At 47.2% G+C, this 22,934-nt stretch carries 27 protein-coding genes; 7 read left to right on the forward strand and 20 right to left on the reverse strand.

The window, feature by feature from the left end:
- Positions 1 to 17: 17 nt before the first annotated feature.
- From alsS to AC07KQ_RS09190, 3 genes are all read right to left on the reverse strand, one after another.
- On the reverse strand, positions 18 to 1,694 hold the full coding sequence (alsS, locus tag AC07KQ_RS09180; RefSeq protein WP_003570709.1) for an acetolactate synthase AlsS: 1,677 nt from the start codon (positions 1,692 to 1,694) through the stop codon (positions 18 to 20).
- A gap of 310 nt (positions 1,695 to 2,004) precedes the next feature.
- Positions 2,005 to 2,556: a hypothetical protein gene (locus AC07KQ_RS09185; protein ID WP_003566139.1), complete on the reverse strand. Its 552-nt coding sequence runs from the start codon at positions 2,554 to 2,556 to the stop codon at positions 2,005 to 2,007.
- 119 nt (positions 2,557 to 2,675) lie between these two features.
- Complete coding sequence (locus AC07KQ_RS09190; protein ID WP_003566141.1) at positions 2,676 to 3,200, reverse strand: GNAT family N-acetyltransferase; 525 nt, start codon at positions 3,198 to 3,200, stop codon at positions 2,676 to 2,678.
- A 602-nt stretch (positions 3,201 to 3,802) separates the two neighbouring features.
- Here AC07KQ_RS09190 and AC07KQ_RS09195 point away from each other — a divergent pair.
- The 4 genes from AC07KQ_RS09195 (at position 3,803) to AC07KQ_RS09210 (ending at position 6,757) form a co-directional block, all read left to right on the forward strand.
- The gene (locus tag AC07KQ_RS09195) at positions 3,803 to 4,837 is read left to right on the forward strand and encodes a DUF916 domain-containing protein (protein WP_016379405.1); all 1,035 of its coding nucleotides are present in this window, start codon (positions 3,803 to 3,805) and stop codon (positions 4,835 to 4,837) included.
- 297 nt (positions 4,838 to 5,134) lie between these two features.
- Positions 5,135 to 5,710, forward strand: coding sequence for a hypothetical protein (locus AC07KQ_RS09200; protein ID WP_003566145.1), 576 nt, complete (start codon positions 5,135 to 5,137; stop codon positions 5,708 to 5,710).
- Between the two features lie 62 nt (positions 5,711 to 5,772).
- On the forward strand, positions 5,773 to 5,922 hold the full coding sequence (rpmG, locus tag AC07KQ_RS09205) for a 50S ribosomal protein L33 (RefSeq protein ID WP_003566154.1): 150 nt from the start codon (positions 5,773 to 5,775) through the stop codon (positions 5,920 to 5,922).
- 217 nt (positions 5,923 to 6,139) lie between these two features.
- Positions 6,140 to 6,757 (forward strand): superoxide dismutase, encoded by a 618-nt coding sequence (locus AC07KQ_RS09210; RefSeq protein ID WP_003588188.1) that lies wholly within the window; start codon positions 6,140 to 6,142, stop codon positions 6,755 to 6,757.
- 103 nt (positions 6,758 to 6,860) lie between these two features.
- Here the strand turns inward: AC07KQ_RS09210 and AC07KQ_RS09215 are convergent, their stop codons facing one another.
- Positions 6,861 to 7,742 (reverse strand): RluA family pseudouridine synthase, encoded by an 882-nt coding sequence (locus AC07KQ_RS09215; protein ID WP_016379406.1) that lies wholly within the window; start codon positions 7,740 to 7,742, stop codon positions 6,861 to 6,863.
- Between the two features lie 133 nt (positions 7,743 to 7,875).
- Here AC07KQ_RS09215 and AC07KQ_RS09220 point away from each other — a divergent pair, with 133 nt between their 5' ends.
- Positions 7,876 to 8,685, forward strand: coding sequence for an alpha/beta hydrolase (locus tag AC07KQ_RS09220; RefSeq protein WP_016379407.1), 810 nt, complete (start codon positions 7,876 to 7,878; stop codon positions 8,683 to 8,685).
- A gap of 151 nt (positions 8,686 to 8,836) precedes the next feature.
- Here the strand turns inward: AC07KQ_RS09220 and AC07KQ_RS09225 are convergent, their stop codons facing one another.
- The gene (locus tag AC07KQ_RS09225) at positions 8,837 to 9,418 is read right to left on the reverse strand and encodes a hypothetical protein (protein ID WP_016379408.1); all 582 of its coding nucleotides are present in this window, start codon (positions 9,416 to 9,418) and stop codon (positions 8,837 to 8,839) included.
- A 223-nt stretch (positions 9,419 to 9,641) separates the two neighbouring features.
- Here AC07KQ_RS09225 and AC07KQ_RS09230 point away from each other — a divergent pair, with 223 nt between their 5' ends.
- Complete coding sequence (locus AC07KQ_RS09230; protein ID WP_003566163.1) at positions 9,642 to 10,067, forward strand: hypothetical protein; 426 nt, start codon at positions 9,642 to 9,644, stop codon at positions 10,065 to 10,067.
- Here the strand turns inward: AC07KQ_RS09230 and citG are convergent.
- The 15 genes from citG to AC07KQ_RS09305 form a co-directional block, all read right to left on the reverse strand.
- The gene (citG, locus tag AC07KQ_RS09235) at positions 10,021 to 10,863 is read right to left on the reverse strand and encodes a triphosphoribosyl-dephospho-CoA synthase CitG (RefSeq protein WP_173959223.1); all 843 of its coding nucleotides are present in this window, start codon (positions 10,861 to 10,863) and stop codon (positions 10,021 to 10,023) included. The two genes, AC07KQ_RS09230 and citG, sit on opposite strands and share 47 nt — an antisense overlap.
- Complete coding sequence (locus AC07KQ_RS09240) at positions 10,856 to 11,551, reverse strand: GntR family transcriptional regulator (protein WP_003566168.1); 696 nt, start codon at positions 11,549 to 11,551, stop codon at positions 10,856 to 10,858. Before AC07KQ_RS09240 ends, citG begins: the two co-directional genes overlap by 8 nt.
- Positions 11,552 to 11,687: 136 nt before the next feature.
- Positions 11,688 to 13,091 carry an oxaloacetate decarboxylase subunit alpha gene (locus tag AC07KQ_RS09245; RefSeq protein WP_003599174.1) on the reverse strand — a complete coding sequence of 468 codons (1,404 nt, stop codon included), beginning with the start codon at positions 13,089 to 13,091 and terminating at the stop codon, positions 11,688 to 11,690.
- A gap of 246 nt (positions 13,092 to 13,337) precedes the next feature.
- Positions 13,338 to 13,877: a citrate lyase holo-[acyl-carrier protein] synthase gene (gene citX / locus AC07KQ_RS09250; protein WP_016379410.1), complete on the reverse strand. Its 540-nt coding sequence runs from the start codon at positions 13,875 to 13,877 to the stop codon at positions 13,338 to 13,340.
- Positions 13,870 to 15,402: a citrate lyase subunit alpha gene (gene citF / locus AC07KQ_RS09255; RefSeq protein ID WP_003566173.1), complete on the reverse strand. Its 1,533-nt coding sequence runs from the start codon at positions 15,400 to 15,402 to the stop codon at positions 13,870 to 13,872. Before citF ends, citX begins: the two co-directional genes overlap by 8 nt.
- A complete protein-coding gene (locus AC07KQ_RS09260) occupies positions 15,402 to 16,280 on the reverse strand; it encodes an aldolase/citrate lyase family protein (protein WP_003566178.1) in 879 nt (292 codons plus the stop codon). The genes citF and AC07KQ_RS09260 overlap by 1 nt, the downstream gene beginning before the upstream one ends.
- Entirely contained in the window at positions 16,268 to 16,573 is a 306-nt protein-coding gene (citD, locus tag AC07KQ_RS09265; RefSeq protein ID WP_003566181.1) for a citrate lyase acyl carrier protein, read from the reverse strand. Before citD ends, AC07KQ_RS09260 begins: the two co-directional genes overlap by 13 nt.
- A complete protein-coding gene (citC, locus tag AC07KQ_RS09270; RefSeq protein WP_173959224.1) occupies positions 16,563 to 17,567 on the reverse strand; it encodes a [citrate (pro-3S)-lyase] ligase in 1,005 nt (334 codons plus the stop codon). Before citC ends, citD begins: the two co-directional genes overlap by 11 nt.
- Position 17,568: 1 nt before the next feature.
- Positions 17,569 to 17,712, reverse strand: a complete 144-nt coding sequence (locus tag AC07KQ_RS09275; protein ID WP_003566186.1) for an OadG-related small transporter subunit — start codon at positions 17,710 to 17,712, stop codon at positions 17,569 to 17,571.
- 173 nt (positions 17,713 to 17,885) lie between these two features.
- Complete coding sequence (locus AC07KQ_RS09280; protein ID WP_003566189.1) at positions 17,886 to 19,010, reverse strand: sodium ion-translocating decarboxylase subunit beta; 1,125 nt, start codon at positions 19,008 to 19,010, stop codon at positions 17,886 to 17,888.
- Positions 19,011 to 19,024: 14 nt separating this feature from the next.
- Positions 19,025 to 19,423, reverse strand: a complete 399-nt coding sequence (locus tag AC07KQ_RS09285) for an acetyl-CoA carboxylase biotin carboxyl carrier protein subunit (protein WP_071252809.1) — start codon at positions 19,421 to 19,423, stop codon at positions 19,025 to 19,027.
- A 5-nt stretch (positions 19,424 to 19,428) separates the two neighbouring features.
- Complete coding sequence (locus AC07KQ_RS09290) at positions 19,429 to 19,755, reverse strand: hypothetical protein (RefSeq protein WP_003573264.1); 327 nt, start codon at positions 19,753 to 19,755, stop codon at positions 19,429 to 19,431.
- 98 nt (positions 19,756 to 19,853) lie between these two features.
- Positions 19,854 to 21,203: a CitMHS family transporter gene (locus tag AC07KQ_RS09295; protein WP_003579853.1), complete on the reverse strand. Its 1,350-nt coding sequence runs from the start codon at positions 21,201 to 21,203 to the stop codon at positions 19,854 to 19,856.
- Positions 21,204 to 21,487: 284 nt separating this feature from the next.
- The gene (locus tag AC07KQ_RS09300) at positions 21,488 to 21,745 is read right to left on the reverse strand and encodes a hypothetical protein (RefSeq protein ID WP_003566197.1); all 258 of its coding nucleotides are present in this window, start codon (positions 21,743 to 21,745) and stop codon (positions 21,488 to 21,490) included.
- A gap of 74 nt (positions 21,746 to 21,819) precedes the next feature.
- Complete coding sequence (locus tag AC07KQ_RS09305; RefSeq protein ID WP_016379574.1) at positions 21,820 to 22,386, reverse strand: RNA 2'-phosphotransferase; 567 nt, start codon at positions 22,384 to 22,386, stop codon at positions 21,820 to 21,822.
- 47 nt (positions 22,387 to 22,433) lie between these two features.
- On the opposite strand from AC07KQ_RS09305, the gene AC07KQ_RS09310 reads away from it, so the two are divergent.
- A complete protein-coding gene (locus AC07KQ_RS09310; RefSeq protein ID WP_003579857.1) occupies positions 22,434 to 22,928 on the forward strand; it encodes a GNAT family N-acetyltransferase in 495 nt (164 codons plus the stop codon).
- Positions 22,929 to 22,934 lie beyond the last annotated feature (6 nt).

Consider the following 22,934-nt stretch of genomic DNA (forward strand, 5'->3'; position numbering starts at 1 on the left):
GACGAATGAACAAAAGCTTAGTAAATTTGGTCAGGAAGCATCGCCGCGCCAAGCTCCGCATTATCAGAATAATCAACTGGAATATCAACTAAAACTGGGCCTGGTGTAGCAAACGCCTCATCCAAAACCTGCCCTAATTCACTTGGTTTATTGACCCGCAGTCCCTTTGCTCCAAATGCTTCTGCATACTTCACAAAGTCAACCGGACCAAAGTCAACGCCAGCTGCACGACCGTACTTCATTTCCTCTTGAAATTTTACCATATCATAATGGCCATCATTCCAAATAATATGCACTAAGTCTGCATGCAGGCGCACTGCTGTTTCTAATTCCTGTCCGGAAAAGAGAAAACCGCCATCGCCAGAAACTGAGACCGCCTTTTTCCCTGGGCGAACCAACGTTGCAGCAATCGCCCATGGTAAGGCGACACCGAGCGTTTGCATCCCATTGGAAAACAGCAAATGTCGTGGTTCATAACTTCTGAAGTGCCGGGCCATCCAAATATAATGACTCCCAACGTCAACAGCAACGGTCATTTCATCCGTGACCCGCTCCTGTAAGGCAGCAACAATGCTGAGCGGATGAAGCACTTTTTGATCAGCAATTGCCGGTGGTACATCGCTATCCTGCAGTTTTGCCTGAAGGTCTTCTAAATAACGCTTGCTGCCAGGTGCAACTTGGTAGCCACGTAACAATGGCACCAAAATATCTAACGTTTGCGAAATATCACCAATGAGTTCAGTTTCCGGCTGGAAGTTATGATCAATCTCAGCTGGAACATCATCAATGACAATGATGCGCGCCTTGCCATCCGCATTCCAGTTACGTGGTTCATATTCAACGGGATCGTACCCAATAGCAATGACCAAATCACTATGTTGTAACAACATGTCACCTGGTTGATTGCGGAACAGGCCAACCCGGCCGAAAAAGTTGTCAATCTGACGGTGAGAAATGATGCCAGCACCTTGGAAAGTTTCCACAACAGGTAGTTCCGTTACTGAAAGTAATTCGCGAATCTCTGCTGTTACATCACTTGACGATGCCCGCATTCCTAACAACAACACTGGCAATGACGCTTCCTTGATGGCGTGCGCCAGATACGTCATATCACTGGGGCTAGCCGGTCCAAGTTTTGGTGCGACCAGTGGTTTTATCGGTTCCGAGTTGACTGGCGAATCTGTGACATCTTGCGGAATAGAAACAAAACTTGCACCTTGCTTGCCAGATTCAGCCGCTTGATACGCGTTCGCAATTATTTCACTCACGTTATCGGGGTCCTGAACTTCAGCCGCATATTTGGTGATCGGGGCAAAAAGATCGGCGTTACGCATGCTTTGATGAGAACTTCGCAGCAAATCAGCGCGTTTGACCTGACCGGATAAAGCCAAAACCGGATCACCTTCAGCCGTTGCGGTTACCAAGCCGGTTGCCAAGTTTGATGCTCCCGGTCCTGAAGTTGTCAGAACAACCCCTGGTTTGCCGGTCAAACGACCGATGCCAGCGGCCATAAACGCCGCATTTTGTTCATGTCGCGCAACGATTAGCTGCGGGCTCTTTTCTGATTTAGGATGCTCCAGACTTTCAAAAACCCGGTCAATTTTGGCTCCAGGAATCCCAAAAACATAGTCAATGCCGTGATTCGTTAAACTTTCGACGATCAAATCCGCGCCATAGCGCTTCTCTTCTGCCATTTTGCCACTTCCTCCTGATTGATGTGTTTCATATTACGCTTATTGTGTTTCGATTCAACCCTATTTTTATTGAAAAACAGCAATTAAACAGCAAATTGCTGTTACATTATTTCCATAAATCTGTTTCATTCCATTGACAATGCGGCGTACTTTTCTTACGAATGGTTTGCTAACGCCATCATGCCACAAAAGTTGATCACGACCCAATAGTTTGCCTAGTCTTCGCTGAGCCGCAACACATTAGTTAAAAAAAACACCGCCTCTAAAAGACGATGTTCATTAAATACACTGCATAAGCTGGATAAACAGATCATTGCATCTTACGACTGATTTTGCCAATACCAGTCTGCGGATCAGTCAGTTTAATTGTAAAACCAAATTTAGTGAAAATATGCCGCAGCTTTGTCAAATTAACCTTGTCAAACGAACTAATCGTACCGTCGACTTGGGCAATGTCAGCTTTCGTTGCCAAATTAATGAAAGCTTTCAAAGCAAGCTGGGCCAAGCCCATATTTTCAAAATCGTAGAAAGCGAGCCGGCTCTCCGACCCAAGGGTCTCCAAGACAGTGATGTGCATGCCGTTATCCCAACGATTGGTTTCAAACAAAAGTTGTGACTGATAATCCGCTTTGGAATGGCCATATTTATCAACATTTTCAAAAGGCGTATAAACGTAAATTGAATTTGTTTTTTGCTTTTGCTCATCGAATTTAAAATCAGTAAACACAATATATTGGCTTACCTTTTTTTGGGCTGCGTCCTGCGGTTGATTCATGCTAGACAGCACGGTTAGCCGTGGATCTGCCTCGATCGCTGCAAGCCGCTTGTTATACGCTTGCTGATACTCTGTTTGCACAGTCATCTTGAAACCTCCAGACTATTACTCGTTTTCATTATAACATTTTTCAAACCGATACCTATCTAAAAGAGAAAAACCGGGATGAATTCACCCGGCTTTCATAAAATAGCTATAGTAATTTCTCATTTTTCAAACTGATTGGGGAGTAATCGGTAGTATCGCTCATTGCGCGGTTGATCAGGTGTCAACCCACGAGGGAGCGGCACTTCGAACTGAAAATCAAAGCCAAGACGCTGTAACAAGTTGATGGAAGCGATATTTTCTGGAAAGACACCTGCCCAGACGGCTTGAATACCGTTATGAAATTGATCATCGATCACCAGTCGCAAGCCTTCGGTCATGAAACCACGATGCCAAAAATGGGGATGCAGGATATAGCCGATTTCCCGCGTCATATCATCCCCGGTCAACGGCGATAAATCACGCGGATAGACGCCAATGTTGCCGACAACATGCTGCCGATACACCAATGCCAAATCCTGCTTTTCACGGGCAAATCGTCGAATGTGTTCTAAGGCGGCTGCTTGTGACTTTAAGGGGGTCATGCCGGCTGGTAATGTGGCTTGTTTTAAATGTGCATAGGCGAAATAATCCTCAACGTCAGTCAATTCAAATGGCCGGACAGCGACTCGCGATCCTTTCAGCATCAGCAGCTCCTTTCAGACTAACGGTCTCATGAATTGGAAAGATTTTTCTACTTTGTGAGATCGTCGCAGCTTTTTTTTGGTTTTTTCGCCATATTTTAAAGTGACGAAACTATTTTTCTTTTCATATTATCGAGTATTCGCAACCAGATAACAAGCCCTAGCTCCTTTCATGATGCGTCCATCACAAGCTTCCAACGCTTTGTTTATTGAAATAATCGGTAAAATAAAGTTGTTATCTGGTAACTGTCCGTTATCGCCGACTATATTGAATGCAGTTTAAGCTAGTGACCAACACTTGGACTGGGATTTTTTATAAGAAAGGAGGACGCACCGACCAGAAATGAAACACACATATGTCAAGTTGATGAAACGACTTAAAACAATCGAATCCGAAAACTAGCGACCTTATTCATGCTTATATTTTCGCCAGATGTAGTGATCTTCATTAAAATGGCTGCACTGGTGTGTCGGTTCATCACGATCAACCTGAGCAATTCAACCTGCAGATAGTCACTGACAACTATCTGCTACATAAAAGTTGGATAAAAACATCCACCAATACCGCTTCGACGACGGTATTAGCGGTCTGTGGAGGGTTTATCATGAAAAGAATCGCTTTGTTTGCACTAATGGTGCTAGTGATCAGTCCATTTCTCATTGCAGCAGGGCAAAAGACTACGGCAACAACACCAGAGTTTGCTGTTACACCTGTGCTGCCAAGTAATCAAAAACAGGCAGACGCAGGCTATTTTGACTTGCAGGTCGATCCTGGCCAGCAAGAAGATTTGCAACTTCGAATCAGCAACCTATCTGATCAGGTGCAAACTTATACAATTGCCGTGAACCCTGCTTATACTACCGACAGCGGTGCCATCGCCTTTGATCGCGCTATGCCGCCTTTGAACCAAGATGCACGCCGTTTGAATACGCTCATTAGCGGGCCGGAAAAAGTAAGTGTTCCAGCCAAAACAGAGCGATTGGTCACTTATACGTTAAAAGCACCGAGCCAGCATTTTATTGGCGTTATTTCTGGCGGTTTCTATGTGACGCCTGAAAATGACTCCAGCACCAACAAGTCGGCAAGCGGCGTTAGCTTCACAAATCGTTTTGCTATCGGGATCACCACTATTTTGCGCCAAGATTTCAAGACGCCTAATCCGCCACTACTGGCAATGACAAAAGCAGGCATTGGTACGATTAACCACTATGCCGCCGTCCAAGCAACCATCAGCAATCCTTCTGGCAATCAGTTCGGTGACATCACGAGTGACTATGCCTTAAGCAAAACAGGAACAAAAAAGGCCTTGATAACCGGTCATTTTGTGGGGCAAGCCGTCGCTCCGCACTCCTTTTTCACCCAAAGCATCCTGCTCAATGACCGCAAACTCATGGCTGGTGACTATTCCCTCAAATGGACAGCTAAATCAGGCGACTTTTCTTGGACAAAGACACTTGCCTTTCACTATAGCGGTCATTTACCAAAAAACACCCTACAACCTGTTGTCAACAAACCAAAGACAAAAGCACCTGACAATCCACAACTGCCTTGGATCATTAGCGGTATCGCCATTGCGCTTCTCCTCATCTTGACCGGTACATGGGGCTGGAGCACTTGGCATCGGCGGCATAACCAGTAGAAAAACGTGCTGCCTGCGCGCGATTGGCTTATGATAAAGGGAGAGCGTGAACTGATGCGGTTAGAAACCGGAACATAAGTGGGCTGGGACGCGATGACTGCACTTTGGTCATTGTGGCCAAGGTCCTTATGAGGAGGTTTCTGCGCCAGTGATCGCGTTTAAAAAGAGCGTGAATTGGCGCGGTTAGAAACCGGCATATAAGTGGCCTCAAATGCAATGATGCGCCATGGTCATTGTGCTCGAGGTCCTTGTGAGACGGTTTAGGCGTCAGTGAGCACGTTTAAAGGAGGACTTCCCATGTCAAACAATCGCATGCTCGGAAATGAGTTTCAAACAGCATATGAAAGTGCTGGCGGAACGGATATTTTAAAATTTTTAGCGAATGTCAAGCAGGCATTCCAGTGCATTACGGACTTAACTGCACGAATCACTGGTATGCCAGATTCGGTTAAAAGTGAGTCTGTTTCTCAGTTATTAGTTCAACAATTGGATCAGACAACCTTCGCCGAAAGTGCCGTGCGTCAATGGGAAGACGATTTGCATCGCTTTGCTGCTTATCTCACACCACTAGAACCACCTATCGCAATTCTTGATAGTTGGGATACATTAAATGACTTTTTGGAAGCGAATCAAGCATTATTGAGCTCATTGCAAAACGTGCCTCTATTGACCCAAGAAACTCAAGAAGTCAAAACAACATCGCAGTTGTTCGTCTATCCAGCAGAACCCCTCTTCCAAGTCGTTCAGGCCGACACTGGCGAAAGCGACTCAATTGATTTGGCCGGTTTGGCAGATGCTGATCCTGAAGGTGTCGCTGAAATTGCGCAAAATCACGGTGTTACACCTTTTGCAGCGTTTAATGCCCAGCCTTGATTTTAGGCTGTCAATCCTGTATGCTTGACAGGTTAAATTATGAAAAAGTGAGGTGCTAAAACATGCGGAATAACATCATCTTAGGCAACAATGAAACCGGCGAACGGATCTATTTGACTTCCAAGAACAAGCGGAATACACCTGATCGTTTGCAACTCAAGAAGTATTCACCGAAGCTGCGCAAGCGCGTGGTTTTCACCGAAGTTAAGTAATTATTCAATGACTTCATCAGTCTATATCGCCTCCTATCAGTGTTTATCCTTGGTGGGACGCGATATTTTTTTGTCTTTTTACGACTGCTGATGAGCCACCACTGGCACAACATTATTGTTAACATGAGCAAGTTATTAGGCTGGCCATTCTTCAACATGCTAAAGTTACTTATAGTAAGTGTGTGACGCTGTCCTCAAACAAGAAAGGTTGATTCCTATGACATTTGTTTTGCCAGATTTACCTTTTGACTACGCAGCTCTTGAACCTTACATTGACGCAACAACGATGCACCTTCACCATGACAAGCATCATCAGACATACATTGATAAACTTAATGCCAGTTTAGATGGTGTTCCTCAGGCGGCCGGCAAATCCATTGAGCAACTATTGACAGGGCTTGATGCGCTGCCAGAAAGCGTGCGCGTTTCCGTCCGGAACAATGGCGGCGGACACTATAATCACTCATTGTTTTGGACGATGCTGAGTCCTGAAAGCACCATCAAACCGGACGGCCAATTATTAGCAGATCTTGAAAGTACCTTCGATTCATTTGACAACTTCAAAGCCGAATTCAGTCAAGCAGCTTTATCTGTTTTTGGATCAGGTTGGGCCTGGCTTGTCAAAGACAATGCGACCTTAAAAATTGTGACGACAGCAAATCAAGATTCACCAATCACGTATCATCAATACCCGCTGCTAGGCTTGGACGTCTGGGAGCACGCGTATTACTTGCATTATCAAAATCGCCGACCAGAATATGTGGACGCCTTCTTCAAGGTCATCAACTGGCAGACGGTTGAAAATCGCCTGATGCATCCTGATACAAATGCCTGACGACGTTTGGTCACTAACCTTAATAAAAGCCGAAGTGCAAACACATTTTGCACTTCGGCTTTTTTTCATGTCTTCGTCTGAATCTACTGCACGTCATACTAGGTCAGATTGTTGGCTCAATTTGGGGTGCTTCTGTCAGCAGTTGGTTAAACAAAGCCGGCACCGGCAATTCAGCCGTAATCCGCTTTTCCGAAAAAGGATCCGTAAATTTCAACCGCGTCGCCTGCAAGGCTTGATACGGTATTCGCGCATCTGGCTGACCATAAAGGTGATCGCCAATTAATGGATGACCTAAACTTGCAAAATGAACGCGAATTTGATGTGTCCGACCGGTCAGCAACTGGACATCAACCAAAGTATTGGTTTTTTCTTTTAAAACCCGGTATTTTGTCAGCGCCGTCTGGCCATCAGCTGCCACAATTCGGTGAATGCCATCCGCCGCTAATTTCAGAGGTGCATCAATTTCACCTTTTGGGGATGGCAATTGACCGCTGACAACCGCCAAGTAATGCTTCGTCAGTGTGCGCTGATGTGCTTGATCAAACCGGCCTTGTGCGTATGGATGTTTTGCAGCCAGCACCAGTCCGACAGTATCGCGATCAAGTCGAGTCATGATGGCTGGTTGTGGTGCGTCAATTTTTTGCTCAACCAAATAGCCCGCAATACGATTCAATAAACTCGAATTCGGTGTGTGGGGTCCGGGAACGCTTGTCAATCCAGCTGGTTTTGAGACAATTAGCCAATTAGCATCTTCATAAATGACTTCTAAAGGCGCAAACTCTGGCGTCAGCGTTTTGCTAGTCGGAATTTCAAAGCGGATAATCTGGCCAGCTTCAACCGGACCATTGTCAGATGCTTGCCCATCAACCCAGATCAAATGATCCACTAGCATTTTTTTGAACAAGCGATGACTGACGCCTTGCTCTGCTAGCCAGCGTTTGACCGTTGTCGACCGTGTCACCTTTGTCGTAAATGAATATCGCATACCTTTTTCCTTTCACCATCCCTCTTCCGCACTTAAAACCGAACGAATCGGAATCCAGATTTGCATTTAAACGGGTTTTGGGACTATGGTTAGACTATGGTTAATGTACAAGAATAAGGAGGAACAGGCAAATATGCAAGTGGAAAAAGACGTGATCTACGATAGCGCCTATAATTTAGCCGCCGATCTCTATGTACCTGACGAAGCCAATGGCGGTGCCATCGTGTATGCACACGGCGGTGGCTGGTTTCGCGGCGATAAGGAAAATGAAAGCGATTTAGGTGAATATTTTGCTGATGCCGGCTATCTATTTGCGATTCCGAACTTTCGCTTAGCCCCTAAATATTTATATCCAACAGCACAAAACGATTTCGATCATTTCATCAATTGGTTACTTGCTTCCCCTTATGATTTTGATCGTGAGCGTTTGGGACTTTTGGGGGCAAGTTCAGGCGGCACCATGGTTCTGCAAAACAGTTTAGCTTCCGGCTATCCGCTCGTTGCATGGTCCCCTGTTGTTGATTTTGCCAACTGGGTTCAAAAAAATCAAATGGTAAAGGCTTCTGTGGATGGGAAAAAAGAACTTGGTCTTACCGAGATCCACGAAATTCATGATTCATTTTATAAGTATTTCGTGCAGACTTACCTTGGCGGCTTAGACCCGCGTTTGTTGACCGCGGTCAATCCCACCAACCATTTAACCGATCAATTAGGTCCGGCATTGTTGTTCAATTCAGCTGATGAATTGATGCCACTGCCAAGTGCCTTGCACTTTTTACAACAAGCTGCCATGTTTGGTCGCGATATCGGACTGCATGTTGTGCCCGGAACCGGTCATGCCCGCGACTACACAAGTTTTGCCTTGCCAGAAACCAAGCGCTTTTTTGATCATCACTTGTTTACGACGGTTGAAGACAAAACGTTGAACAAAGCGACAGACTGAGCTTAACAACAAATTCGGCCAGTAAAATAGCGTTGCGATCAACCTTCATTCCGAATGGTGATCGCAACGCTATTTTTATGCGTCAATTTTAAAAAACATCAACCGTCACCGGGTGCAAAGGTCGGTTCACGGTTATCTTAAGTAAAGAACTTCATGCGTGATGCAGAATCAATGGCGATGCGACACCGGGTGCGACCCATTCAAGGCCACCACTAACTGGCACCAAATAAATGGCATCAGCGCCGACATCTGTCGGGATCAAGACAAAACCATTGCCTTCTGGCGTTACCTTATAGCCGGTTTTTGTTGTTACGCCAGCCTGAACAACGGTCAGCTGGTCTGCCGTAATTGTCAGCGTCACGTGCTCATTCTGCCATGTGCCGAGATAAACCGGTGCAGTGTTGCTGACATCCTCAGCTTTGACCGAAGAAGTTGCTTGAGTCGTACTTGCTGTCGAAGCTGTCTCGGTGTGCACAGTCGTAACCGTGCTCGAACGGCTGATCTCTTCAGAAGGTTGTGTTGTTGCCGCTGAGGAATTTGTTACAGCGACTGTCGAAGAGGCGGTCGCATTCTCTTTTTTAGGTTTTACTGTTGCAGCTGGTTGCTTTTTAGGCGTTGTGACAGTGACTGTTTTTGTGTCAGTCCCGGCATTTGCCTGATGCTGATAAAGAGCAGCACCGGAAACCCCACTGAAGGTCAAAATCGCTGTTGCCAACAAAAACCACTTTTTCATGTCATTCACTCCCAACCAGACATACTGTCGTCGACAGGTCCGTTTTTCTTATTATCTCTAGCCTATCATGCTGCCTAATCAAATGTTACAAAACGATGTCAACACAAGCAAATCTTAATAATTGCGGCATTCTCGCTGTCATCTTTTTGTAACATTTAAAAAGCGGTGGTTTCCTCTTGTTGGAGCAAACATATGTTCGTATAATCGATTTGAGGTGATCATCATGACTTATGAAGAAAAAATCGGCACCGAAAGATTCGATGCCATGGTGGCGGATTTTTTCGCAAATCGTTACTTTGATCGCGGCATGCGTAAATGGCAAGGCTACTATCTTTCTGATCATACAGCCGCTTTAAAGAAGCAATCTAAAAGTGAAGCGCTGGTTTATCCCCCGCTGCCCCTTCAGGATCAAGCGGTCATTCGCGCAATCTTGCTACAAGCCTATGCAGAAGGCCAAACAGTAACAGCCCAGCTTAACCTGCAAACGCCTAGTGGTCAGATGCTGCCACCGATTCGCGGCAAGGTTGGCGGTTTAACTGACAGTGACGTGGTTAATATTGCGGATCAAAATATGGCAATCGGATCAATTCGGCACATCGAACTCATCCCATTTGCTGCATCAACGCATCAAAAAAATACGCCAGACTAAGGTAGTCGGCCGTACCGCCGGGGCTCAAATTTCGTGCAATCATTTCGGCGTTTAAAGCGCGCAACCCATTAGGTAGCCGGGACGCCGGTACATGTAACAACGCTTTGGCCGCATCCTGAACAAACCGTAACCCAGCTGGCCCCCCACGGTGCAACACATTAGCATCTTCAACTTGTGCCATCAGATGAACCATCAGCTGCAGATAGCACAGATCGCCGCGTGTCGTGGTTTGCCGTAAGTAAGGCAGGATAACCGTCCGGATCGTCGGGTAGCCGGCTAACGCCTCACCACGCACGCCAGTCACACCATGCTTCATATACAACGCCTCGCCATGACTCAACTGTTTTTTTTCACTGAGATCGCGAAAATCGCCGCTTACGCCTTGTGCAATTTGCGCCACTGCCGGAAAAAGCGGGGCAAAATCATGCATGACTAACTGCTTAAGACTTTGCTTTTGCAACAACCATCCCAAAGCACCCAGTAAAAACCCAAAAGAAAAATTAGCCCCGCGATGCGTATTCACACCTACTGTAGCTGTCATCATCGCTTTTTCAGCCTTTACCCCGATCGTCCGCAATTGCTGGTACAACTGTGGTACCGTTGCCGCCGTTAATCCAGCATGCAGATACTGACCAAAATAAGGGGCCAGCGCATGAATGCTGGCCTCAAAGGTGGTGACGTTCATATCGCGATGAGCGCCATTGGACTCCGGATCAACTAAGCCCGGCTTCGGCGCCAGCAAAACCTCTGCCCGCAGACTCGTGACCGCTGCTTGGGCGATTGTTTGTTCATTCAATGTTCTTTGCCTTCATAACTTTCAGAATATATTGCAATGAGTGGCCCAAATGTTCACGCGTGATCAGTTTGATTTGATCATCATCGCGGTTTAACATCCCCCGATAAATCAGCCAATGTTCCTGAATCGCAAGATTACGCCGATCATCCCCGTTAATACTGATGTCACGAAAATAGATCAAGTAATTTTGTAATTGGTTGACAATCATTTTCAGGCGCAACATATGGCTGGCATCGTAAATAAAGTTATTAAACTCGGTAAATTTGGCCATGACTTCAGGCACCCGTCCAGCATCATTCAACCGATCCGTTTCTTCCAGAAGCGCACGCATCTGTTTAAATTGAGCCGGCGTCATTAGCCGCATTGCCTTACGTGTTGCTAAAACATCTAATTCCTTGCGAATATCAAAAATCTCGTAGGCATCGTTGATCGAAATGCCCTTCACAATGACACCGATACCGGTTTTACGTTCGACCAGATCTTCTTCATCTAATCGTTCAAGCGCATACCGAATCGGTGTCCGACTGATATTGAGATTCTCGGACAAATTCTTTTCGTTAATACGCTCGCCGCTGGGTATTTCCCCTAACAAAATCGTCTTGCGAAGCGCTTCGTACACCGCCTCTTTAATCGGCCGATTCTCCGAAAGATCCAGATTCCTTTTGACTGCTGGCACCACTTGATTCATCGGTCGTTCCCCCTCGCTTCGTGGCCTATTATAGCAAAAAAGCCGTTAACGGGGGTGTTAACGACTTAAGGGAAATGAAGCTAGGAACAACTGGCAACTAGTGTAGCAGGCTCACGCAACGACGGTCAACATCAGATCAATCATGCGTCGGCTCAAAACTTAGCGACACCTTCTGCTCCGGCACATCATAAAACGGATCTTCGCGCCGGCCAAGAAAATCTTTAGCTTGATCTGGGAACAAAGCATAGCTTAAGACATCCTCTTCGTCGTGCGCATATTGCGCAATCGCTTGACGGAAATCAGGCATTTGCGGCTTGATTAAATCCGCGGGACGTTGTGTGACAACCGGTGCATCACCAATGATCTTTTTCACCATTTCGGGTGCAATTGCCACTGGCGGCCGACCATAAAGGCCGCGCACGTAATCCTTAATTTCATTTGGAATCAACTTATAACGCTCACCGCTCATGACATTCATCAAACTTTGTGTGCCCACCATCTGCGACAGCGGTGTGACCAACGGCGGATAGCCTAAGTCAGCTCGGACACGCGGCACTTCCTTCAAAACATCGCCATAGAGCGCTTCTTGTCCTTGATCTTTTAGTTGCGCCAACAGGTTAGACAACATTCCGCCTGGCACCTGATAGATCAAGGATTTAGGTTCAACATCTTTCACGCGCGGATTCAGTTGACCGGACTCGCGGAATCGATCGCGAATCGGCGCAAAGTAAGTGGCGATGTCACTGACCGTGCTTAAATCAACATCAGTCGGATAGCCAAGATCTTGCAACGCAACCAGCATGGATTCTGTTGCTGGCTGACTGGTGCCGCCAGCAAATGGCGAAACCGCGGTATCAATGATATCAGCACCGGCGCGAACTGCTTCCAGATACGTCATCTCAGCCATACCAGCGGTGGCGTGCGTATGCACTTCCAGTGGCACGCTGATTTCCTGCTTAATACCAGTAACCAGATCAAACGCCTTCTGTGGGGTCAAAATGCCTGCCATGTCTTTGATTGCAATTGAATCTGCACCCATGTCAGCCATGTCTTTGGCTAACTTGATGAAGTAGTCGATCGTATGGAAATCACTGGTTGTGTAACAAATAGCAAGTTGGGCATGCCCGCCTGCTTGCTTCGTCGCTTCAAGCGCCGTTCGCAAGTTGCGTGTATCATTCAACGCATCGAAAATACGAATGATATCGATCCCGTTTTCAACTGACTTTGTGACAAAGTCAGTGACCACATCGTCGGCATAGTTCTTGTAACCTAACAAGTTTTGCCCGCGCAAGAGCATTTGCAATTTGGTGTGCTTGACCGCCTTACGAATCTTGCGCAACCGTTCCCACGGATCTTCATTCAGATAACGGAGACAGGCATCAAAAGTTGCCCCGCCCCACATTTCCAAAGATGCATAGCCGGCAGCATCCATCTTATCGAGAATCGGCAAAATATCACTGATCGGCATCCGCGTGGCAATCAGGCTTTGTTGCCCGTCACGCAAAACGGTTTCCATGAATTGGACTTTCTGTTTAGGCATGGGGTTGTCCTCCTTTTAAAACGCATTCACTGACCCAGAAACCTGCACATAAGGACCACAAGTGCAATGGGCAAAGCCCGGCCATCACACTTGTGCCCACATATGCTCCGGTTTCTAAGCGGTCTGGCTCGCGCTCTCTTTAAACGCGCTCGCTGACCCAGAAACCTTTGTGTAAGGACCTCAAGCGCAATGGCCAAAGCCCGGCCACCGCACTTGAGGCCACTTACACGCCGGTTTCTAACCGGGTCAGCTCGCGCTCTCTTTTACGATTGTTTCCACCACTTGTTGTACCTCTGGCAAACCGTGCCGCCGTGATCGGGCACAGGCCTTGGCGTCGCCGCCGCAAACCAGACAGGCACGTGGTGGCAAGGCAAGATCCGTGCGAGAAACTTGATACAGTTCCGCATCGCGTAACGTGATAACATCAAGATCCAGCAGGTCACAGAACCGTTGCTGATTTTCAAACGCGACCATGAGCCGCTTGAGTGACAAAGGTGACAGCGTGGTCAAAAAATAAGCTTCCGGTCCAGTTGGCAATAAGTCAATGTCCGAAGATCGAACGGCCTCGCCAAGTTGCTGCGTCAAGGTCTGCATGACCGCCGAAAAAACGGCTTCAATTCGAGTACCGGTTTTAACCGGTCCAGGAATGCGTAAAGTCACGTGCAAGAGCGTATTGGTTGGTGCAGTCACCAACAACGCTCGCTCTTTAACCACGCGAGCATCTTTGGCAGCCAGCATTTGACCAAGATCAACTTGCGGACCATTTAAAATGGTTAATTTAAACATTGTGAACCACATCGATCAAGGTGCCATCGCGATATTCGATCAAAGCGACCACTTTATCGCCATATTCGATGGCTTCCGGTGTACCAGTAATTTGATAGGCCATCTTTTTCAGATCTTCAATTGAAAACAGCGGCACTTTCAGATTTTTAAACATTTCAATCAAATCAGTCCGTGCGGGATTAATAGCGACGCCGACTTCGGTCACGACAACGTCAACACTGGCACCCGGTGTCACAACAGTATTGACATTTTCAACAATCGTTGGGATCCGACCGCGAACCAGTGGCGCAATCACCATGCTCATTTTGCAGGCAGCACTTGTGTCACTATGGCCACCAGAAGCGCCACGGATAATGCCGTCAGAACCCGTGATCACGTTAACGTTAAAGTTAGTATCAATTTCCAGTGCCGATAAAATCGCAATATCTAACTGATTGATAACTGCACCTTTGCTTAACGGTGACGCGTACATATTAGCATCAATCTCGTAATGATCTGCGTTCTCGCCTAATGAAACCGCAGAGGGATGGTCAAAGTCCTGCACATCGATAATCTTTTCGACAAGGCCTTCCTTCAACAATTCAACCATTGAATTGGTAATGCCACCCAACGCAAAACTAGCTTTGATGTCTTGGTCCAACATCGCTTGCCGCAGAAAACGCGCAACAGCCAGCGAAGAGCCGCCAGTACCGGTCTGGAATGAGAACCCATTTTTGAAGTAGGCCGATTTGGTAATGACCTCTGCCGCATACTCCGCAATTTTTAATTCCTTCGGGTTCTTCGTGAAACGGGTCGCACCTTTGGCAATCCCAGTTGGATCGCCAATCGCATCAACTTGCACGACATAGTCAACGTCGGTTTGCGGAATGCTGATTGGCGTATTCGGATATGGCATTAAACTGTCAGTAATGGCAACAACTTGATCCGCATATTTTGCGTCAATCATGGCATAACCTAACGAGCCACAGGTCGCCTTACCTTTTGTGCCGTTAATGTTGCCGTACTCATCACTGCTAGGGGCACCAAGAAAGGCAACGTCAATATGAATATCGCCACGAGCAATGGCTCGGGCCCGGCCGCCATGTGAGCGAATCACAACTGGATTCTTCATGATGCCGCTTGAAATTGCTGCCCCCACTTTGTCGCGCAAGCCGGAACTGGTGATGTTGGTCACCACACCGTTTTTGATGTGCTCAATCAATGGTTCATGTACATTGGCAATCGAACTTGGCGCAATTGACAGGTTCTTGATCCCCATTTTGGCAATCTCAGCTAGGACCATGTTCATCACATAGTCCCCTTCACGAAAATGATGGTGAAAAGAAATGGTCATGCCGTCCTTCAGCCCAGTTGCTACAATGGCATCGTGAATTGACGCCACGAGTTTGCTGTGATCCGGCTTAACCGGGTTGATGTGGCGGGCATGTTCATCATAAGGCTTAATGTTGGCAAACTCGCCGCCATAAACACCGTATTGATCCGCATATGGTTCTGGGATATCACGGTTGAGTGTATTCTTGACCATCAGTCTACCTCCATTCCTGATGCCTTTGCGAGCGCGATGGTATACTGTGCCCGTTCGACAACTGGCTTATCAACCATCTGCCCGTTCACAGAAACAACCCCCGCGCCCTTAGCTTCGGCTTCTTTCAAGCCAGCAACAATCTCACGTGCTTTTTGAACTTCCGCCAAAGCAGGGGCAAAAACCCCATTAATGACTGGAATTTGCCGTGGATTGATGACGGACTTGCCATCAAAGCCAAGCTGTTTGATTAAGGCGGTTTCGTGGCGCAAACCTTCTTCGTTGTCCACTTGTGTATAGACCGTATCAATCGCCGCGATGCCAGCTTCTCGCGCAGCATGCAGGATATAGTTACGGGCAAAAGACAATTCAGCGCCATCCGTCGAGCGGTGGGTATGTTGACTCGTCAGATAATCTTCTGCACCCAACGCAATCCCAATCATACGTGATGAAGCTTGTGCGATTTCGCGAGCATTCAAAACCCCTTCAGCCGACTCAATTGCAGCCATCATGTGCGTGGTGCCATTTTGAATGCCGTACTTCTCTTCAACTGCTGTGATGACAGCATCAACATCAATAATGTCTTGAGCAGTTTCGGTCTTTGGCAGGCGCACCACATTAATGCCGCCAAGAACCATCGCTTCAATATCTTGATCTCCGCCTGCATCTAACGCATTCACCCGCACAACTGTTTCCACGCTACTGTAATCAAAGGTCTTCAGGGCTGAATAAACCAGCATTCGTGCCGTGTCTTTTTCCTTCAAAGAAACAGCATCTTCAAGGTCAAACATGATCGCATCAGCACCATAAATCGGAGCATCACGTAACATGCCCGGATTGGCACCAGGCACAAACATCATGGTTCTTCTTAATTTATCCATGCGTTGATCTCCTCCCAGTCAAACGTCTTATTGTCAGACGCACGATAAACAGCGGCGATCGTCCGCGCCTTGATGGTACAATCCAAGGCGCCTTTGTCATTCGCGTCAACGGCAACATTTTCGATTCCTAACTTGGCCAAGGTGGCCTCAATGACTGATCGAATTTGATGACCAAACTGTTTTTCTACACTGCTTTGCAGTTGAATGGCGACCCCACTGGTAGCCGGTGACAAGGTGATTTGAATATCACTTGATTCCAGCGTACCAGCAGTCGCAGGATGCTTAATTTCCATGTGTCGATCGCTCCTTTATTTCTTGATAAACTTCTGGATAAACCAATTGCTGCACGGTTTTCCAATCTTGTTGTGCCATTGCCGCGCGAACACGGGTAGCACTAACAACATCGCCGTCAATCATGAGCCGCGGCACGACGATCAGTTCAATTTCCGAACCAAATGTTGCCGCTAGTTCCCGATTGTAAATGGCCGTTACCGGCGACAGCGGTTCCTCACCGACATAGCGACGAGTAATCCCCAATACGGGTGCAATTGCTTGTTTAAAAAGCGCAGCATCCAGCCGAGCTTGGACAGCAGCCACATCGGCATCTGCCCGTTCTTTGAGAAAATAACTCGGAAAAGTAGTATTTGAGACCATATAGTCATTGGTTGGCAACACCACGACGTTTGGCCAGCGAGCGGCAACTTTTCTAACTAGCGTCAACCGCTCATCAGCTGCGAACAAAGACCGTTCCGCTGACAGGACGAAAACATAAACAACTGGGTTGGCTTTGGCCGCCGTCTCAATCAGATAGGCATGGCCACGCGTAATCGGATTGGCATTCATGACAATCGCTGCCGCTGGTTTTTCTGGCCGCCGCTGGTTTTCTAACGAAGCAACATAATCGGTCAAGTTGGGATAACCGCGTTCAAGTAACACAACAGCATCGGTTGCTGCCAGTTGCTTGAAGCCCAATGACAGGAAAAATTTAACGGTGGTCGGTTTGGTATAGACAAAGCTGTGGGTCACACCATCATCGTCAAGCCGATCCAGTAATGCCTGAATTACCTGTGCCAACAAGTTTTCATGCTGGGTTGCCGGTGTAACTGCCACTTCCTTGATGATGTTACCGGAAAGCGAACCAGTTGCCAGTAACGTTTCTCCTTCAAAAATACCAACTGTATAGTCAACCTGATGATCCGCAGCTAACCCGGCAGTCGTCAGCAAGGCTTGCCATGCTGCTGCTTCTTGCGGATTCAATGCCAGCCAGATTCGTTTTAAAGTTGCCATGTTACTTCGCCGCTTTTTTAGCTGGGGCAAATTTCAGTAATAACTTCGCCACGATATAAATAATGAATAAAACGATGAAAACGCCGCCCATACCGATCAGCATCAGTTCACCCGCTTGTTCAACGGCAACTGGGTCAATTTTCATGGAAGTACCTCCCTTTTTAACATGCTCACCAGCGCAGTAACTTGCGTGGGTCTAAACGCGATCTCCAGCCCAGAAACCTGCACATAAGGACCTCAAGCCAAACTGGCCAAGACCCAGCCGGTTTGGCTTGAGGCCACTTATGCTCCGGTTTCTAACCGGGCTGGCTCACGCTCTTATGCGCCAAAGAATGATAGTAACAGTCCGCCGGCAATGACAGAGCCGATTTGACCGGAAACATTAGCGCCAACGGCATACATCAAAACAAAGTTCTGTGGATCTTCATCGGTTGCCATTTTTTGAATCACTCGGCTCGACATTGGGAAAGCGGAAATGCCGGCCGCCCCGATCATTGGGTTAATCTTATCTTTACGGAAAAGATTCAATAATTTGGCGAACAATACACCCCCGACAGAGTCCATGATGAAGGCGAATAATCCAAAAGCAATGATCATCAATGTTTGAATGTTCAAGAATTGATCAGCTTGTAATTTAACGGAAATCGTTAGCCCAAGCAGAATCGACACAATATTGACCAATTCGTTTTGCGCGGTGTTAGACAGCCGATCGAGCACCCCACATTCTCGCAGCAGGTTACCAAACATCAGGAACCCAACTAACGGTAAGGAAATCGGGGCAATAAACCCGGCAATAATCGTGATAATGATTGGAAACAGAATTTTTGTCGTCTTTGAAACGCCTTCTGCCTTATAAGTCATCCGAATCCGGCGTTCATGCTTTGTGGTCACTGCCTTGATGGCCATTGGCTGGATGATCGGCACCAATGCCATATACGAATACGCAGCGACTGTGATGGCCCCTAACAGATTTGGCGCAAGTTGGTTCGAAACGAAAATCGAAGTCGGGCCGTCTGCGGCACCGATGATACCAATTGAAGCCGCTTCTTTGATATTGAAACCGAAGAAGACAGCAACAAAAACGGTGGCAAAGATCCCGAACTGTGCTGCTGCACCGAACAGTAGCATGAATGGGTTTTGTAATAACGGTCCAAAGTCGATCATGGCGCCGATCCCGATGAAAATTAGCAGTGGGAACAGTTCTGTATTGATACCGGCTTTGAATAAAACATCAAGCACCCCCTCTGCTTTGGTGCCGCCAACAACTTGGGTCAAGACGCCTGTTCCTGGAAAGTTGACCAGAATGGCGCCCAAGCCCATGGGAACTAAAAGGGTTGGTTCATATTCTTTTTTGATTCCCAGATACATCAGGAGCGCGCCGATCAGCATCATGGCGATTTGACCTAATGTGATCGTGGTGATTCCGTGAATGAGCGCTTCCATGCCATCCCTCCTCCTTAAATAATGCTGATGAGATTGTCGCCGGAATTGACATTCTGGTTAAGTGTTGCAAACACCTGGCCGATGGTACCTGCCTTAGGCGCCACAATTTCGTTTTCCATCTTCATGGCTTCCAGAATCATCAGCGGCTGATTTTCCGTGACTGCATCACCGTCTTTAACCAAAATCTTGGTGACCGTGCCTGGCATCGGTGCAGTGACAACTTCACCTTCCCCAGTCGGCGCAACCGGAGCTGCAGGTGCTGACGCAGCTGGTGTGGCCGGTGCCGGTGTCGGCGTTGCCGCTGGCGTAGCTGGTGCGGCCGGCGCAGGCTGGGCGGCTGGCGCACCGCCAATTTCTTCCATTTCGACCAAATAGGTTTTCCCATCAATCGTGATCTTGAATTTTCTCAACATCTTCTTCATTCCACCTTTTTCTTGATTGACTTGACCACATAATTGGCATGGCCATCACCAGCCGCAATGGCGCTGGCGATCAAGCCGACGCGTTTTGCTTCAGGATTCTCGACATACAGATGCTTCAGCACTAACTGCGCATCAGGAGCTGTATCGGCTGTGACTGCTGCGGCAATCAGACTGACGGGCAGTTCTGATGCCGGATCAACAGCTAAATAGTTTGGGACATCAATCCAATCATCATCAACCGGCGCGGCCGGTGCTGACATTTGGGGTGGCACTTGTTCTTTTGTAGACGGTGTTTGCTTTCGTCGCCGCAGCCAATTAAACATCTGGACACCTCCTCGCAATATTTTCTTGTTGATAAGTTATATAGTACGGGGAAAAGCCAATCATGATTGGCTTTTCGGTGTATTTTTCAGTTAGGACGTTATTTTTGCGGCAGGTAGAATGGCACGTGACCGAATAACATCACCGTGACAACGAAGATAGCGAACACACCTAACGCATATTTACCAGCTTCGCGCTGCCATTTACCCATGTCCAAGCCGGTCAACCGGAGTAACAGATAGATGAAGGCAACTAATGGTGACAGTAAGTGGAACGCCTGACCCATCAAGGAAGCCAGCGCCATCTGCATGTTGGTGAACCCATATGCTCGACCAGCTGTAGCCAGAACCGGCATCACTCCGAAGTAGAAGCCGTCGTTACTCAGGAAGAAGGTCCCTGGTGCTGAAATCAAAGCAATGACAAGGCCCCAGAAGCCAGCCAATGAATCAGGAATAATGGAAGTGAAACTCTTGGCCAGCGCTTCGGCCATCCCAGTACCTTGGAACAGACCCATGAAGACACCAGCAGCGAAAACAAGAATAACAACTTGGACAGCATCGCCACCGTTGGCACCGATCCGCTTGCTTTGGTCGCCCAGTTTCGGATAGTTGACCATTAAAGCGATACAGGTTCCAACTAAGAACAACAACAATGGTGGCATTGCAATGGCTTTAATGAAGGAACTTGCAACCAACCAAGCAATCAAGACGATTGTCAAAATACCATTGAAAAGGAATAAGTTCGGGCGCCGAATTTCAGAAACTTCTGGGTCGACAACGGAAGTCATTTCATCGATTTCAGCATCCGTTAACTCTCGGACACCCAACCGTTTCCGTTCTGCTCGGCCCATGCGCGGTGCAACGTAGAAAACAACATACGCTAAGGCAAGAATCATACCTGGCAACAGATAGGTCAGAATATCAGCGTCAACTTTCAACACGGCCATTGCTCGGGCAGTTGGGCCGCCCCAAGGCAGTAAGTTCATGATGGTGTTCTGCAAAATAATCAAAACACCTAAGTTCATCATGTTCATGTTGAGCTTTTTATAGATTGGAATAAATGCGGAACAGCAGATCAAAGTTGTCGTCGTACCGTCCCCGTTCAGTGACACGGCCATCGCAACAATCGCGGTTGCCATCAAGACTTTCATCGGATCGCCCTTCGCGATTTTGATCATCCGGGCAGTGATTGGATCAAACAAACCAGCGTCTAACATAATTGAGAAGTACAGAATTGCGAATAAGAGCATGATCCCCGTGTTGGCAGTTGTTGTGAGTCCCTTCAACACGAAATCGCCGATCGTACCTTTATTAGCCACCCCGGCCACCATCGCAATAATCGCAAACAGCAGGGGAATCATAACCAAGGAAGTAAATGGTGAAAGTTTCTTAGTCATGATGACATACATAAAGACCACGATCATGGCGTAAGCAATGACGGTGAGTAACATAGTCCCAACCTCTTTTCATAAGTTTTTGTCTCTACCGTCATAGTACGTGATTATCGTCACGAAATCGCCTCTTTAGCCCGTTTAGAACACTAAAAGAACAATCACTGATCTTCCGATAAGAAAAATGTCAAGGAAAATAGAAAACGCCTCCATCGGCTTAAAATTAACCTTTTAAGTCAATGGAGGCGTCCATCAGTTATGAATCATCTTTGGAAAAAGATAATGCTGGCGTGATGTTCATATATTCACATACCACTAATACAGGTGCGTAATTCTGTATCAGTCTACCAGTCTTGGAAACGTTCTTCTTCGAGCTTTTTTAACAACTCCTGGTAATTTTTCCGCGATGGTGCATGGCTCAAGGTCGTCTGTTGCAGCTCATTAAATCGCTCTGCTAAGTAATATGCAGTCAGATAGAGCGTCAGTTTTCGCTTGACGATCGTCTCTGGATCTTTGTCGTCAGGCACTTGGTGCGATTCAACAACAAGGTTCGCGAACTGTTTCGGATTTAACCGTAAATCATCGGGTTCATCGGCTTTCATCGTGATACCTCCTTTTTTAAGTATGCCTAATACTAACATAAAAAAACGACCGTAATCTGTCATTGAAAAACATTTTACGGTCTTCGAAAGTATGAAGTTAGATAATGTAAAAATCTTGCTGGCAGCTCAGAAACAAGCCACACACGACTGCTCGTGGGATAAAAGAGGATCCCGTTTTTGGCTGCATCACGGGCGGCAATGCGATAAATAACTGGATGAGTGTCATGACGGGCACCGACTTGCTGAGCAGTGGCGACATCTTCAGACAGATGCACAAAATCCCGATTCATCGGCAGTAAGCCTTCCTTAGCAATCACAGTGGCCGCCTGATGTGAGGTGCCATGATACAGCCACTGCGGTGGTTCAGTTGCTGGTGTGAGCGGCATGACTGGCACACTGTGACCGTAAACCGCCCGAATCGTTGTTCCTTCCAATGCAAATCGCTTTTTAGTGCTTTGTGCCATAATAGCTTGTAAGACTTGGCGATCAAGATGCATTTGATAATGCGCATTGAAGCGTCGCACCAATGTTTTCCAATCTGTCCGACCATACTGATCTAACACCAAGCCCAACTTTTCTGGATGGTGGCGCAAGAGCATGCTTAACGTCTTGCTAATCTTGACTAATCGCTTATCCATCATTGTCCGTTCCCTTTTACACCCTTTAACCTTAACTAGGAGAGAAAACGATGAAACTGCATTTTTCAAAAGCACAATTGAACGACCTTGATACGATCATGACTATCGAAACAGCAGGATTTACGCCACAAGAGGCCGCCACTAGAACCAGCATGGCAGCGCGCATTGCCAACTATCCGGACACCTTCATTGTTGCCCGCGCTGGTGGCACGATTGTTGGTTACGTAGTCGGGCCAGCAACTGATCAACCAACGATTACAGATGATCTTTTCAGTACTAGTCAGCCCAATCGGCCCGATGATCCGTACATCGCTGTCTTAAGCCTCGCTGTGTCCCCGCGCCATCGTCATCAAAATGTCGGCTCTCAATTACTTGAGCAACTAACCCAGGTCGCACGTACACAAAACCGCCAAGCGATCACCTTAACCTGTCTACAACGGTTGATCCCTTTTTACGAACATCAAGGCTTTCAAAATGAAGGTCGTGCTGCCTCTACTCATGCTGGCGAAATCTGGTACAACATGGTTAAAAAGATGCTCTACTGACAGCCT

The organism is Lacticaseibacillus sp. YLM2-1 (genome assembly GCF_056583465.1).